The sequence below is a fragment of the Enterobacter asburiae genome, assembly GCF_008080435.1.
In the GTDB taxonomy this organism is placed as follows: domain Bacteria; phylum Pseudomonadota; class Gammaproteobacteria; order Enterobacterales; family Enterobacteriaceae; genus Enterobacter; species Enterobacter asburiae_C.
The window spans coordinates 172031-186869 of sequence record NZ_VRKN01000003.1 but is presented as its reverse complement, the minus strand read 5'-3'; the positions used below and the strand labels follow the sequence as shown (position 1 = coordinate 186869).

Below are 14839 nucleotides of genomic sequence, written 5' to 3'. Positions count from 1 at the left end.
TTACTGCCTGAGAAAACCATCAATGATGATCGTCGCCACGCAGGTAAATGACCCAGTATGTCAACCCAACTAACAGACCCCCACCGATAATGTTCCCGATAGTGACAGGGATCAGGTTATCAGTAATGAAATTCATAATAGTCAGGTGAGAGAAATTTTCCGGGGATGAACCAACTGCGGTCCAGAACTCCGGGCTCGCAAAGTCGCGGATGACAATGCCCATGGGGATCATGAACATATTCGCGATACTGTGCTCAAAGCCGCTGGCAACAAACATCGCAACCGGCAGAACCATAATTAAGGCTTTGTCCATCAGGCTACGACCCGAATAGCTCATCCATACAGCCAGGCAGACCATCAGGTTAGCGAGGATGCCGAGAGCAACGGCTTCGATAAATGTGTGGTGCATTTTGTGGTCGGCGGTTTGCAGGACATTAAGGCCCCAGCCACCGTTGGCGGTCATGTACTCGCCAGAAAGCCACATCAACAAAACAAAGAGCAGACAGCCAACCAGGTTACCCACGTAGACGTTGAGCCAGTTACGTGCCAGCTGACCCCAGGTAATTCTTCCGCTGGCCTTTGCCACGACAATCAGCACCGTTGAGGTGAAGAGGTCGGCGCCGCAGATGACGCAGAGAATCAGACCCAGTGAGAAGCAAATGCCGCCAATCAGTTTGGCCATGCCGAAAGGCATTCCGGCAGTACCGGTGGTGGCGGTGATGTAGAAGACGAAAGCGATAGAGATGAACACACCAGCCGTGATCGCCAGATAGAACGTCTTCATCGGGTGTTTCGTTGCTTTATAGACACCCGCTTCTTCGGCAACTTTGGCCATCGCAGCGGGGAGTAAAAGATCAAAAGGGTTGTCAGCTTTCACACTAACTCTCTCTTTATTAAGTCGGCGACGAGATACTAACAAAGCATTATAGAAGAGAAATTGATATAGATCATATCTCGCCTGGCTTATAGGCCCGCAATGTGTATGGTTTTACAACAAATGCGGAGTAAGTATTTGATTATCCGTATAAAAATAAATTTTAAAAGTTATGAAAAGAGTTGAATTTTTTCGTTCAGCCACCCCTGAAACAGTTAATTAATATGGAGTATTTACCATAAAAAGTAACAGTAAAGCCCAGGTAAATATTATTATATTTACCCATGTTTAACTTTATTATTACAATCAACAGTCATTGCCGAAGAAAATAAAAAACGGGGCAATGAAATTGCCCCGTAATATAGCCCAGACGATTGAATACGCCTACTGCTGCTAATGTTATGTGCGCTTATTTTGACCAGTAAGCGGCTTTTGCTTTCTGCAGCTTTTCATAGGCCTTCAACAGCGACTGATGCGCCGGGAAGGCTTTCAGATCGCTATCAACAGCCTGCAGGCCATAGAATGGCGCTTCGCCACTCAGGGCTGCGCTGGCTGCTTCTACGGCCTCAGCACCGTACATGCGCACGAAAGCATTCAGGTATTGCAGCGGCTCGCGATCGTCTTCCTGTGCCAGCAGCAACAGGGTTTGCAGGCAGCGGTAATAATTGGTGCGCTCGGCAGAGAAGACCGACTGGTTGAATTCCATGGTCCATTCGGTCCAGGCCAGGGCTTGATCCAAATCGCCACCCGCCAGGGCCAGCATCGCTTTCAGCTCACCGATACGCAAGGTATACCAGCCGTTGTCTTTACCGGTCGCCAGACCCAGCAGTTCGCGTACGCGGGTGAAGTCATCGTGGCCTTCTTCGTCCAGTTGGGCGATCAGGTTCAGATAATCTTCTTTCTCCCATTCGCTGCCCGGCAGAGCCAGCAGCGTTTCGCGCAGGTGCGCGCCCATGCTGTTATTCGCCATCCACAGATCTTCAGCAGGGTAGATGTCGGACATGCCCGGAACAATAATGCGGCACGCGTAGACGCCAAGATGTTCGTAGTCGGCAATGTAAACTTCCTGATCTTCCGCGTTGAAGATCGCCATCAGCGTGGCGAACTCTTCTTCCGTGGTACCGGCAAAGCTCCAGTCCACGAACGGATAGTCCGCGTCCTGCTTAAACATATCCCAGGAAATTAAACCGCTGGAGTCGATGAAGTGGGTTTCGAGGTTGGTATGCTCGGCCACTTCTTCGTCGTCAAACGTTGGCGGGGTGAACACGTCGAGATCTTTCAGGCTGCGGCCCTGAAGCAACTCGGTAACGGTACGCTCCAGCGCCACGCCGAAGTCAGGATGCGCGCCGAAGGAGGCGAAACAGGTACCGTTCGTTGGGTTAAACAGCACAACGCAGATAACCGGGTACTTACCGCCCAGCGAGCCGTCATAGGCAAAGATTGGAAAACCTTCTGCTTCGAGCTTAGCGATGGACTCCACTACGCCCGGGTAGCGCGCCAGCACGTCGGCCGGAATTTCAGGCAGGCTGATGGATTCAGCGATGATGCGGTTTTTGATGTGACGTTCGAAGACCTCAGACAGACCTTGCACGCGCGCTTCATTACGGGTGTTACCCGCGGACATACCGTTGGACACATACAGGTTGCCGACGATGTTCATCGGAATATAAACGGTCTGCTCATCAGACTGACGGGTAAACGGCAGGGCGCAAATACCGCGATCGTCGTTACCGGACTGCAGATCGATCAGCATGCTGGCAGTCAGTTCGCTGTCTGGATCGTAGAAGGTACGCAGACGCGCGTCGAGAATACCTTCCGGCAGTTCGTCATCTTCGGTCAGCGGGAACCATTTTTCATTTGGATAGTGAACGAACGGGCCGTTAGCGATGGTTTCACCCAGCCAGAAGTCAGCGAAGAAATAGTTAGTGGACAGACGCTCAAAATACTCACCCAGCGCAGAGGCCAGTGCCGCTTTTTTTGTCGCGCCTTTACCGTTGGTAAAGCACAGGGCACAGTCTTTATCGCGAATATGCACGGACCAGACATGAGGCACCGGATTGAGCCAGGAGGCTTCTTCGATGTTAAAACCCAGGTCGGTCAGTTTCTGCTGGAAGCGAGCGATGGAATCTTCCAGAGCGGCATCTTTGCCGGGGATAAACGTTTGAGTCATGGCGTTCACTTTTATCGTACGTAAAGCGCGCAATGATACGGGTTTTGCGTGACGGGTGCTATCTTCGGCGAAAATAAATGGCTGGGCTATGCTTAGTGGCAGTAACTGACTGTTAAGGCATAGAAAAATGAAAGCATTTGATCTCCAGCGGATGGCGTTTGATAAAGTTCCTCCTGAATTTCTGGGCGAAGTGGCGCTGCGCAGCCTGTATACCTTCGTGCTCGTCTTTCTGTTTCTTAAAATCACTGGCCGTCGTGGCGTACGGCAGATGTCGCTCTTTGAGGTGTTGATCATCCTGACGCTAGGGTCAGCGGCGGGAGACGTCGCCTTTTATGATGATGTGCCGATGGTGCCGGTGTTTATCGTTTTTGTCTCACTGGCGCTACTTTACCGTCTTGTCATGTGGCTGATGTCGAAAAGCGAAAAGCTGGAAGATCTGCTTGAAGGGAAGCCGGTCGTTATCGTTGAGGACGGACAGCTGGCCTGGGAAAATGTACAAAGCGCCAATATGACCGAGTTTGAGTTCTTTATGGAGCTACGCCTGAATAGCGTTGAACAGCTTGGGCAGGTGCGGCTGGCGATCATGGAAACCAACGGGCAGATCAGCGTCTACTACTATTCTGACGACGAGGTGAAGCCGGGACTGTGTATCCTGCCGGATATGCTGATCGAGCGGTTCAGAACGGTACCTGAATCAGGCGAGTATGCTTGCGTAAGATGTAGCCATGTTGTTGCGATGCAGCCGGGGGATCGTCAATTATGCCCTCGCTGTGCAAATCCGGAATGGACGAAGGTTAGCCGGGCCAAACGTGTCACCTGACAGCCATTTTGTCGGTTTTGTCTTAGCGCGACGGCAGATTGTTTTGTGTGACGCGGGGCACATTTTAAGGGTCATAAGTTTTAGACATTGCGGCGCGTGTCACTGAATGATAAAACCGATATCCACAGTTATAACTTATGGCTTTTAGCGTGGTGAGGGGAAATGGCTCAAGTCTTTAATTTCAGTTCAGGTCCGGCGATGTTACCGGCAGACGTGCTTAAACAGGCTCAACAGGAACTTTGTGACTGGAACGGTCTCGGTACGTCGGTGATGGAAATCAGCCACCGGGGTAAAGAGTTTATTCAGGTGGCGGAAGAGGCAGAAAAGGATTTTCGCGATCTGCTGAATATTCCCTCGAACTACAAAGTATTGTTCTGTCACGGCGGTGGACGCGGCCAGTTTGCAGGTATTCCGCTGAATATCCTCGGTGACAAAACGACGGCTGACTACGTTGACGCGGGTTACTGGGCGGCAAGTGCCATTAAAGAAGCGCATAAATACTGCACGCCGAATGTTATCGACGCCAAAGTGACCGTTGACGGTCTGCGCGCCGTGAAGCCAATGAGCGAGTGGCAGCTTTCTGATAACGCAGCGTATCTGCACTACTGCCCGAACGAAACCATTGACGGGATTGCCATCGACGAGACGCCAAACTTCGGCAGCGATGTCGTGGTTGCCGCCGACTTCTCCTCCACCATTCTGTCTGCGCCAATTGATGTCAGCCGCTACGGCGTTATCTATGCGGGCGCGCAGAAAAATATCGGTCCGGCCGGTTTGACTATCGTCGTTGTGCGTGAAGACCTGCTGGGTAAAGCGCATAAATCCTGCCCGTCGATTCTCGATTACACCGTGCTGAACGATAACGATTCTATGTTCAACACTCCACCAACGTTTGCCTGGTATCTCTCCGGCCTGGTCTTCAAATGGCTGAAGCAAAACGGCGGCGTGGCGCAGATGGACAAGGTGAATCAGCAGAAAGCCGAACTGCTGTATGGCGTGATCGACAAGAGTGATTTCTACCGCAACGATGTGGCGAACGCTAACCGTTCCCGCATGAACGTACCGTTCCAGCTGGCGGACAGCAACCTGGACAAAGTGTTCCTGGAAGAGTCCTTCGCGGCAGGCCTGCATGCGCTCAAAGGTCACCGTGTCGTTGGCGGCATGCGTGCCTCCATCTATAACGCGATGCCGCTGGAAGGCGTTAAAGCCCTGACGGATTTCATGATCGACTTCGAACGTCGTCACGGTTAATTTGCTGTTTTTCACCCCCGCGGCGTCCCTGCGGGGTTTTTATTATGTTGAGTTGAGAGTTTAGTTTTCATGGAATCCCTGACGTTACAACCTATCGCGCGGGTAGATGGCACCATTAATCTGCCTGGTTCAAAAAGTGTCTCGAACCGCGCTCTGCTGCTGGCAGCTCTGGCAAACGGCACCACCGTCCTTACAAACCTGCTGGACAGCGATGACGTGCGCCATATGCTCAATGCGCTGAAAGCGTTGGGCGTTCATTACACTCTCTCCGACGATCGTACCCGCTGCGAAGTGACCGGCAATGGCGGCGCGCTGCGCTCGGGCGAAGAGCTTGAGCTGTTTCTGGGCAACGCGGGAACCGCGATGCGCCCGCTGGCGGCGGCCCTGTGCCTGGGAAGCAACAACATTGTGCTGACCGGCGAGCCGCGCATGAAAGAGCGTCCGATTGGTCACCTGGTGGATGCCCTGCGTCAGGGTGGCGCGCAGGTTGAGTATCTGGAGCAGGAAAATTATCCGCCACTGCGTCTGCGCGGCGGTTTTACCGGCGGTCACGTCGAGGTTGACGGCAGCGTCTCCAGCCAGTTCCTGACGGCACTGCTGATGACCGCGCCGCTGGCACCGCAGGATACGGTTATCACGATTAAAGGTGAACTGGTCTCCAAACCGTACATTGATATCACGCTGCACCTGATGAAAACCTTTGGTGTTGAGGTGGAAAACCAGGCTTATCAGCGCTTCGTGGTGCGCGGGGCGCAGCAGTACCAGTCTCCGGGTAACTACCTGGTTGAAGGGGATGCGTCATCCGCGTCCTACTTCCTGGCCGCGGGGGCGATTAAAGGCGGCACGGTAAAAGTGACCGGTATTGGCCGTAACAGCGTGCAGGGCGACATCCGTTTTGCGGACGTGCTGGAAAAAATGGGCGCCAATGTCACCTGGGGCGATGATTTCATCTCCTGTACCCACGGCGAGCTGAACGCCATCGACATGGATATGAACCATATCCCGGATGCGGCGATGACCATTGCCACGGCGGCGCTGTTTGCCAAAGGCACCACCACGCTGCGTAACATCTACAACTGGCGCGTAAAAGAGACGGACCGCCTGTTCGCGATGGCGACAGAGCTGCGTAAAGTCGGTGCCGAGGTGGAAGAGGGCGAAGACTACATTCGCGTGACCCCTCCGGCAAAACTGCAGTTTGCGGAAATCGGCACCTACAACGATCACCGTATGGCGATGTGCTTCTCGCTGGTGGCGCTGTCAGACACGCCTGTCACTATTCTTGATCCGAAATGTACCGCGAAAACCTTCCCGGACTACTTCGAACAGCTGGCACGCATTAGCACGCTGGCCTGATAACGCCTTGCCGCATCGCCCGATGCGGCATTTGCTTACGCTTCATTACGAACACCTCCGCTCATTTCTTCTACACTCTGCTTCAATCATTCCGTAATTTGCACGCAAAGGTAACAGTTGCGCACGTTGGCGCGTATAATGCGCGGCGTTCATGTAAACGGTATGCCTTATTTAAGGAGAAAAAGATGACGGCAGTTGCCCCGGTAATCACCATTGATGGGCCGAGTGGCGCAGGGAAAGGTACTCTGTGCAAAGCGATGGCGGAAGCATTGCAATGGCATCTTTTAGATTCGGGAGCAATCTATCGCGTGCTGGCGCTGGCCGCGCTGCATCACCACGTGGATGTCGCGTCTGAAGAGGCGCTGGTTCCGCTGGCTGCGCATCTGGATGTGCGTTTCGTGTCGACTGATGGCAACCTGGAAGTCATCCTTGAAGGGGAAGACGTGAGCGGCGAAATCCGTACTCAGGAAGTGGCGAATGCGGCCTCCCAGGTTGCGGCCTTCCCGCGCGTTCGTGAGGCGCTGTTGCGTCGTCAGCGCGCGTTCCGTGAAGCTCCGGGTCTGATCGCTGACGGACGCGATATGGGAACCGTGGTCTTCCCTGATGCACCTGTGAAAATTTTCCTTGACGCCTCTTCGGAAGAACGTGCTCAACGCCGCATGCTTCAGTTGCAGGAAAAGGGGTTTAGTGTTAACTTTGATCGCCTTTTATCCGAGATAAAAGAGCGCGATGACCGCGATCGTAACCGCGCCGTCGCCCCACTTGTTCCTGCAGAAGATGCATTAGTTCTGGATTCAACCAGTTTAACTATTGAGCAAGTGATTGAAAAAGCGCTACAATATGCGCGCCAAAAACTGGCACTCGCGTAATCGCGACCGATTTAGTAGTACCCCCGCTGCAATGGATTGACGGCGGGTATGTGAAACAACCCCATCCGGCACGGAGCCAGGTGGACGTTAATATTAACCTGAAGATTAAACATGACTGAATCTTTTGCTCAACTGTTTGAAGAATCCTTAAAAACAATCGAAACCCGCCCGGGTTCCATCGTTCGCGGTGTTGTTGTTGCTATCGACAAAGACGTAGTACTGGTTGACGCCGGTCTGAAATCTGAGTCCGCCATTCCGGCAGAGCAGTTCAAAAACGCCCAGGGCGAGCTGGAAATCCAGGTAGGTGACGAAGTTGACGTTGCTCTGGACGCAGTAGAAGACGGCTTCGGTGAAACCCTGCTTTCTCGTGAGAAAGCTAAACGTCACGAAGCATGGATCACGCTGGAAAAAGCTTACGAAGAAGCTGAAACTGTGGTCGGTGTTATCAACGGCAAAGTTAAAGGTGGCTTCACTGTTGAGCTGAATGGTATTCGTGCGTTCCTGCCAGGTTCTCTGGTAGACGTTCGTCCAGTTCGTGACACTCTGCACCTGGAAGGCAAAGAGCTTGAGTTCAAAGTAATCAAGCTGGACCAGAAGCGTAACAACGTTGTTGTATCCCGTCGTGCCGTTATCGAATCCGAAAACAGCGCAGAACGCGATCAGCTGCTGGAAAACCTGCAGGAAGGCATGGAAGTCAAAGGTATCGTTAAGAACCTCACTGACTACGGCGCATTCGTTGACCTGGGCGGCGTTGATGGCCTGCTGCACATCACCGACATGGCGTGGAAACGCGTTAAGCACCCAAGCGAAATCGTGAACGTGGGCGACGAAATCACTGTTAAAGTGCTGAAGTTCGACCGCGAGCGTACTCGTGTATCCCTCGGCCTGAAACAGCTGGGCGAAGATCCATGGGTAGCTATCGCTAAGCGTTACCCAGAAGGTACTAAACTGACTGGTCGCGTAACCAACCTGACTGACTACGGCTGCTTCGTTGAAATCGAAGAAGGCGTTGAAGGTCTGGTGCACGTTTCCGAAATGGACTGGACCAACAAAAACATCCACCCATCCAAAGTTGTTAACGTTGGTGATGTAGTGGAAGTGATGGTTCTGGATATCGACGAAGAACGTCGTCGTATCTCCCTGGGCCTGAAACAGTGCAAAAACAACCCATGGCAGCAGTTCGCGGAAACCCACAACAAGGGCGACCGTGTTGAAGGTAAAATCAAGTCTATCACTGACTTCGGTATCTTCATCGGCCTGGACGGCGGCATCGATGGCCTGGTTCACCTGTCTGACATCTCCTGGAACGTTGCAGGCGAAGAAGCAGTTCGTGAATACAAAAAAGGCGACGAAATCGCAGCAGTTGTTCTGCAGGTTGACGCAGAGCGTGAGCGTATCTCCCTGGGCGTTAAACAGCTCGCAGAAGATCCGTTCAACAACTGGGTTGCACTGAACAAGAAAGGCGCAATCGTAAACGGTAAAGTGACTGCAGTTGACGCTAAAGGCGCAACCGTAGAACTGGCTGACGGCGTTGAAGGTTACCTGCGCGCTTCTGAAGCTTCCCGTGACCGCGTTGAAGATGCCACTCTGGTTCTGAACGTAGGCGACGACGTTGAAGCTAAGTTCACCGGTGTTGACCGTAAGAACCGTGCAATCAGCCTGTCTGTTCGTGCTAAAGACGAAGCTGATGAGAAAGATGCAATCGCAACTGTTAACAAACAGGAAGATGCAAACTTCTCTAACAACGCAATGGCTGAAGCTTTCAAAGCAGCTAAAGGCGAGTAATATCAGGTTCTCAGCATCATTTGCGCTGTAACGCATTTACAGCGCGAAGGATGAGGAGCAAACTTGACAGATTGCAGGATTCGTCCTGTAATCAATAACAAAGGGCGGCTACGGCCGCCCTTGTTTAATGAGCTGTTCAGCTAATTGGTTTGAAAGGAACCGGAGGAATCATGACCAAGTCAGAATTGATTGAAAGACTTGCCAGTCAGCAACCGCATATCCCTGCCAAGGCAGTGGAAGATGCCGTAAAAGAGATGCTGGAGCATATGGCCTCCACTCTTGCCCAGGGCGAGCGCATTGAAATCCGCGGTTTCGGTAGTTTTTCTCTGCACTATCGTGCTCCACGTACCGGGCGTAACCCGAAAACTGGCGATAAAGTCGAGCTGGAAGGTAAGTACGTTCCACACTTTAAGCCGGGTAAAGAACTGCGCGATCGCGCCAATATTTACGGCAACTGAGTTTAGCCAGCCGGTTAAACTGGGTTCGAAAAAAAGCACCTGCGGGTGCTTTTTTTGTCTCTGTCGCTTTCATTCTGAAGATGCCCCGCATTTTTCGTTTCATTTTCTGCAAACCGATAAAAACAGCACAGCGCGTGCTGTAAAACACATTCTTCTCACCTGACAACTCACTCTGCCTGCTTACATACTGCCCCTCTGAAACAGGGAGGTAGCAATGGGAATTCCCGCGCTTGGAGTCTGCGCCATTCTGGCGATAGCCCCGTTACTCTGGTTACCTGAACTGCCATCACGTCATACCGTGTGGATAATGATTATTGGCGGGATAGCGCTGGCCGCATGGCGAAACGTACGACTGAAGTACGTCGGGATCGGCTTGTTATTTTGTGTATGGGGTATGCTTGCCGCGCAGGAGAGCGTCTGGCCGATGCAACATTTAACCACGGGTGCTGTGCAGGCTGAGGTAGAGATCACCGCCACAGATGGCGCAACGCTGCATCAGGGAAACATTCTCAGCGTTGATGGCAAGCGATGGTGGGCCTCCACCGGCGTAACGCTGTATGGCAGTTATTTGCCACAGAAAATGTGTGCCGGTCAGCGCTGGAGCATGACGCTCAGGCTCAGGCCTGCCCACGGCGAACTGAACGACGGCGGATATGATTCTCAGCGCAGCGCTTTTGCCCGACATCAAACGCTGAGCGGGCGTTTCACTCGTGCTGAACTCGTCGATGGGCGCTGCAGCCTGCGAGCGCAATATCTGATGTCACTGCAAAACCGACTTTCTGCTTACCGCTGGGGGGCGGTTATCCTCGGACTGGGAATGGGGGAACGTCTGGATGTGCCCAGGGAAATAAAAGACCTGATGCGTGAAACCGGGACGCTGCATTTGATGGCGATTTCGGGTCTGCATATCGCGCTGGCGGCATCCATTGTCTGGTTACTCGCACGTGGGTTCCAGTTTTTATTACCCAGCCACCGGGTCCACTGGCAAATGCCTCTCCTGGCCGGATTATGCTTTGCCGCTTTCTACGCCTGGCTTACCGGTCTGCAACCTCCTGTGCTACGAACGGTCATCGCGCTTGCTGTGCTTGCAATGTTGCGGATCGCTGCCCGTCAATGGTCTCCCTGGCAGGTATGGGTCTGCTGTATCGCGGCGATCCTGATAAGCGATCCCTTAGCCGTACTTTCGCAGAGTCTGGCCCTGTCCGCATTTGCCGTCGCCGCGCTGATTTTCTGGTTTCAGTGGTTACCTCTTCCTGACTGGCAGCGGGCACGACGTATACGGCCGCTACTGAACCTGCTCTATCTGCAGGTTGGCATGCTGATGCTGCTTATGCCGTTTCAGGTCCTGATTTTCCATGGCTTCAGCATCTCTTCCCTGGTTGCGAATCTCTTTGCCGTTCCTCTGGTGACGTTTGTCTCCGTGCCGCTGATCCTGCTTGGCATGCTGCTTCACCTCCTACCGCTGGCGGCACTGGAAAGCGTTGTCTGGTTCGCAGCCGATAAGTCACTTGCAGGGTTGTTCTGGCTCCTCATGCGTCTGCCTGATGGCTGGCAGAGTGTCGATCAACGCTGGCAGTACATGACGTTACTGCCCTGGTTTATCATCATTGTCTGGCGCTTTCGTGCCTGGAAAACTCTTCCTGCCGTTTGCCTGGCTGGAAGTGTCTTACTCACATTCCCTCTCTGGCGAACGGCAAAAAGCGAGAGCTGGACGCTGCATATGCTGGATGTAGGGCAGGGGCTGGCGATGGTCATTGAACGGCAGGGGAAAGCCATTCTCTATGATACCGGGCTCGCCTGGCCGGGCGGGGATAGCGCGCAGCGGCTAATTATTCCGTGGCTTCGCTGGCATAACCTGCGCCCGGAAGGCGTTATTCTCAGCCATGAACACCTCGACCATGCGGGAGGTCTCGCATCGTTGCAAAAAGCGTGGCCAGAAGTGTGGGTAAGAAGCCCCTTGCGCCAGGCGGGACATCGCCCCTGTTTTCGCGGGCAGAGATGGCGATGGCAGGGACTCACCTTCACCGTCCACTGGCCCCCTGAAAGTTATCCGGCTCAGGGAAACAACCGTTCCTGCGTGGTAAAGGTGGACGACGGTGAGCAGAGTGTTCTGCTAACAGGGGACATTGAAGCGCAAGCGGAACAGGCTATGCTTAGCCATTACTGGCGTTACCTGACGTCCACGCTCATACAGGTGCCCCATCATGGCAGCAATACCTCGTCTTCATTGCCGCTGGTACAGCGGGTAGAAGGTCAGATCGCCCTGGATTCAGCGGCCCGGTATAACGCATGGCGATTCCCGTCGGCAAAAATTGTCCGACGTTATCGAAAAGAGGGGTATATCTGGCACGATACCCCTCATTCTGGACAAATATCGGTGACATTCTTGCAACATCACTGGCAAATCCGGCGCTTGCGAGAGCAATTTTTACCCGTTTGGTATCATCAGTGGTTTGGCGCGCCCGTCGATAACGGGTAGAATATGCGGCTATTTCAACGAATGCTGGTTTTTTGAATGCATAACGACAAAGATCTCTCCACGTGGCAAACCTTCCGCCGACTCTGGCCGATGATTGCGCCCTTTAAAACAGGCCTGATCGTGGCGGGAGTAGCGTTAATCCTCAACGCAGCCAGCGATACTTTTATGCTATCGCTTCTCAAACCGTTACTGGACGACGGTTTTGGTAAAACGGATCGCTCAGTGTTGCTTTGGATGCCTCTGGTGGTTATCGGACTGATGATCTTACGCGGCATCACCAGCTATATCTCCAGCTACTGTATTTCCTGGGTATCAGGGAAAGTGGTTATGACCATGCGCCGTCGTCTGTTCAGTCACATGATGGGCATGCCGGTCTCGTTCTTTGACAAGCAGTCTACCGGGACGCTGCTGTCCCGTATTACCTACGACTCCGAGCAGGTTGCCTCCTCGTCCTCAAGCGCACTCATTACCGTTGTGCGTGAAGGCGCGTCAATCATCGGCCTGTTCGCGATGATGTTCTATTACAGCTGGCAGCTGTCGATCATCCTTATCGTTCTGGCACCGGTAGTTTCTGTTGCCATCCGCGTCGTCTCAAAGCGCTTCCGCAATATCAGTAAAACTATGCAGAACACGATGGGGCAGGTAACGACCAGCGCGGAACAGATGCTGAAAGGGCATAAAGAAGTTCTGATTTTTGGCGGTCAGGACGTCGAAACCAAACGCTTTGATAAAGTCAGCAACAAAATGCGTCTTCAGGGGATGAAAATGGTTTCGGCCTCTTCCATCTCTGACCCGATTATTCAGCTGATTGCCTCCCTGGCGCTGGCATTCGTCCTGTATGCCGCAAGCTTCCCGAGCGTCATGGAGACGCTGACGGCGGGTACCATTACCGTGGTCTTCTCCTCTATGATTGCCCTGATGCGTCCGCTGAAATCACTGACCAACGTGAACGCCCAGTTCCAGCGTGGGATGGCCGCCTGTCAGACGCTGTTCAGCATTCTGGATTCCGAACAGGAAAAAGATGAAGGTAAGCGCGTGATCGAGCGTGCAAACGGAGACGTTGAATTCCGCAACGTGACCTTTACCTATCCAGGCCGCGAAGTGCCTGCCCTGCGTAATATCAACCTGTCTATTCCGGCGGGTAAAACCGTTGCGCTGGTGGGCCGTTCTGGTTCGGGTAAATCGACTATTGCCAGCCTGATGACCCGTTTCTACGACATTAACGAAGGTGAGATCCTGTTAGACGGTCATGACCTGCGGGAGTATACCCTGCAGTCGCTGCGTAACCAGGTGGCGCTGGTTTCCCAGAACGTGCACCTGTTCAACGATACTGTGGCTAACAACATTGCGTATGCACGCACGGATGAGTACAGCCGCGAGCAGATTGAGAACGCCGCGCGTATGGCCTACGCAATGGACTTTATCAACAAGATGGATAACGGTCTGGATACGATAATCGGTGAGAACGGGGTACTGCTCTCCGGTGGTCAGCGACAGCGTATCGCCATTGCGCGTGCGCTGCTGCGCGATAGCCCAATTCTGATCCTGGACGAAGCGACGTCCGCGCTGGATACCGAATCTGAACGCGCTATCCAGTCCGCGCTGGATGAGCTGCAAAAGAACCGTACCTCACTGGTGATTGCGCACCGTCTGTCGACTATCGAGCAGGCTGATGAAATCGTCGTGGTTGAGGATGGCGTCATTGTTGAACGCGGAAGCCATGCCGATCTACTGGAACACCGCGGCGTTTATGCCCAGTTGCATAAGATGCAGTTTGGTCAACAATGATTGCACGCATCTGGTCCGGTGAATCCCCGCTGTGGCTGCTGCTTTTGCCGCTCTCCTGGCTGTATGGCCTGGTGAGCGGCACTATCCGTCTGCTATACCGTCTGGGGCTGAAGCGTGCCTGGCGCGCGCCGGTTCCGGTTGTGGTTGTCGGTAATCTTACGGCGGGCGGCAACGGTAAAACGCCGGTGGTGATCTGGCTGGTGGAGCAATTGCAAAAACGCGGTATCCGCCCGGGGGTAGTATCGCGCGGTTATGGCGGTAAAGCGGCGCAGTATCCTCTTCTGCTGACGGCGGAAACTACAACCGCCGAAGCGGGCGATGAACCGGTCCTGATATATCAGCGTACCGGCGCGCCGGTTGCGGTCTCTCCAGTGCGCAGCGACGCCGTTCAGGCACTGCTTGCCGAACACGCGGTGCAAATCATCATTACGGATGATGGTCTGCAACACTACGCCCTGGCGCGTGATAAAGAAATTGTGGTCATCGACGGCGTTCGCCGTTTCGGTAACGGCTGGTGGCTGCCGGCCGGCCCCATGCGCGAACGCGCTTCGCGTCTTAAGTCCGTTGATGCGGTGATTGTGAACGGTGGTGAGGCAAACGCGGGAGAAATCCCGATGCACCTGCAGCCGGGTCTGGCGATCAACCTGGTGACGGGGGAACGCCGGGCGGTTGCTGAGCTGCCTTCACTGGTGGCGATGGCGGGTATTGGTCATCCGCCGCGCTTCTTCGCGACGCTGGAACAGAGTGGTGCCCGGCTGGAAAAACGCGTTCCGCTGGCCGACCACCAGGCGCTGGTGGAAGGGCAGGTAGATGCCCTGACCGTCCCCGGGCAGTCGCTGATCATGACCGAAAAAGATGCGGTGAAATGCCGTGCCTTCGCGAAAGAAAACTGGTGGTATCTGCCGGTTGACGCTGAACTCAGCGGCGAGCAGCCGGAACGTTTGCTCAAGGAACTGATTGCGTTGGTAAAATAAACGCTTACGCGGTTCTGG

The 14839-nt window shown here is 53.8% G+C and carries 11 protein-coding genes; 9 read left to right on the top strand and 2 right to left on the bottom strand.

What is annotated here, in order from left to right; genetic code table 11:
* Window positions 1-19 precede the first annotated feature (19 nt).
* Together focA and ycaO are read right to left on the bottom strand one after the other, a co-directional pair.
* The gene (gene focA, locus FU672_RS06730; RefSeq protein WP_129996308.1) at window positions 20-877 is read right to left on the bottom strand and encodes a formate transporter FocA; all 858 of its coding nucleotides are present in this window, start codon (window positions 875-877) and stop codon (window positions 20-22) included.
* Window positions 878-1283: 406 nt separating this feature from the next.
* Window positions 1284-3044: a 30S ribosomal protein S12 methylthiotransferase accessory factor YcaO gene (gene ycaO, locus FU672_RS06725; protein ID WP_148242656.1), complete on the bottom strand. Its 1761-nt coding sequence runs from the start codon at window positions 3042-3044 to the stop codon at window positions 1284-1286.
* Window positions 3045-3171: 127 nt separating this feature from the next.
* Between ycaO and FU672_RS06720 the strand changes: the two genes are divergently transcribed.
* The 9 genes from FU672_RS06720 to lpxK all read left to right on the top strand — a co-directional run bounded on the left by FU672_RS06720 (window position 3172) and on the right by lpxK (window position 14821).
* Entirely contained in the window at window positions 3172-3864 is a 693-nt protein-coding gene (locus FU672_RS06720; RefSeq protein ID WP_148242655.1) for a DUF421 domain-containing protein, read from the top strand.
* Between the two features lie 162 nt (window positions 3865-4026).
* A complete protein-coding gene (gene serC / locus FU672_RS06715) occupies window positions 4027-5115 on the top strand; it encodes a 3-phosphoserine/phosphohydroxythreonine transaminase (RefSeq protein ID WP_148242654.1) in 1089 nt (362 codons plus the stop codon).
* Between the two features lie 69 nt (window positions 5116-5184).
* Complete coding sequence (aroA, locus tag FU672_RS06710) at window positions 5185-6468, top strand: 3-phosphoshikimate 1-carboxyvinyltransferase (RefSeq protein WP_148242652.1); 1284 nt, start codon at window positions 5185-5187, stop codon at window positions 6466-6468.
* A gap of 185 nt (window positions 6469-6653) precedes the next feature.
* The gene (gene cmk, locus FU672_RS06705) at window positions 6654-7337 is read left to right on the top strand and encodes a (d)CMP kinase (RefSeq protein WP_013097305.1); all 684 of its coding nucleotides are present in this window, start codon (window positions 6654-6656) and stop codon (window positions 7335-7337) included.
* A 111-nt stretch (window positions 7338-7448) separates the two neighbouring features.
* On the top strand, window positions 7449-9122 hold the full coding sequence (rpsA, locus tag FU672_RS06700; protein WP_014169387.1) for a 30S ribosomal protein S1: 1674 nt from the start codon (window positions 7449-7451) through the stop codon (window positions 9120-9122).
* A 170-nt stretch (window positions 9123-9292) separates the two neighbouring features.
* Window positions 9293-9580, top strand: a complete 288-nt coding sequence (gene ihfB, locus FU672_RS06695; protein WP_008499965.1) for an integration host factor subunit beta — start codon at window positions 9293-9295, stop codon at window positions 9578-9580.
* A gap of 214 nt (window positions 9581-9794) precedes the next feature.
* Entirely contained in the window at window positions 9795-12059 is a 2265-nt protein-coding gene (locus tag FU672_RS06690; RefSeq protein WP_148242650.1) for a ComEC family protein, read from the top strand.
* 36 nt (window positions 12060-12095) lie between these two features.
* The gene (msbA, locus tag FU672_RS06685; RefSeq protein WP_148242649.1) at window positions 12096-13847 is read left to right on the top strand and encodes a lipid A ABC transporter ATP-binding protein/permease MsbA; all 1752 of its coding nucleotides are present in this window, start codon (window positions 12096-12098) and stop codon (window positions 13845-13847) included.
* Window positions 13844-14821: a tetraacyldisaccharide 4'-kinase gene (lpxK, locus tag FU672_RS06680; RefSeq protein WP_148242648.1), complete on the top strand. Its 978-nt coding sequence runs from the start codon at window positions 13844-13846 to the stop codon at window positions 14819-14821. The genes msbA and lpxK overlap by 4 nt, the downstream gene beginning before the upstream one ends.
* Window positions 14822-14839 lie beyond the last annotated feature (18 nt).

Excerpts from the sequence above, each read along its gene's own strand:
- ycaO (WP_148242656.1), bottom strand. The coding sequence starts at position 3,044 with ATGACTCAAACGTTTATCCCCGGCAAAGATGCCGCTCTGGAAGATTCC.
- FU672_RS06720 (WP_148242655.1), top strand. The coding sequence starts at position 3,172 with ATGAAAGCATTTGATCTCCAGCGGATGGCGTTTGATAAAGTTCCTCCT.
- serC (WP_148242654.1), top strand. The coding sequence starts at position 4,027 with ATGGCTCAAGTCTTTAATTTCAGTTCAGGTCCGGCGATGTTACCGGCA.
- aroA (WP_148242652.1), top strand. The coding sequence starts at position 5,185 with ATGGAATCCCTGACGTTACAACCTATCGCGCGGGTAGATGGCACCATT.
- cmk (WP_013097305.1), top strand. The coding sequence starts at position 6,654 with ATGACGGCAGTTGCCCCGGTAATCACCATTGATGGGCCGAGTGGCGCA.
- rpsA (WP_014169387.1), top strand. The coding sequence starts at position 7,449 with ATGACTGAATCTTTTGCTCAACTGTTTGAAGAATCCTTAAAAACAATC.
- ihfB (WP_008499965.1), top strand. The coding sequence starts at position 9,293 with ATGACCAAGTCAGAATTGATTGAAAGACTTGCCAGTCAGCAACCGCAT.
- FU672_RS06690 (WP_148242650.1), top strand. The coding sequence starts at position 9,795 with ATGGGAATTCCCGCGCTTGGAGTCTGCGCCATTCTGGCGATAGCCCCG.
- msbA (WP_148242649.1), top strand. The coding sequence starts at position 12,096 with ATGCATAACGACAAAGATCTCTCCACGTGGCAAACCTTCCGCCGACTC.
- lpxK (WP_148242648.1), top strand. The coding sequence starts at position 13,844 with ATGATTGCACGCATCTGGTCCGGTGAATCCCCGCTGTGGCTGCTGCTT.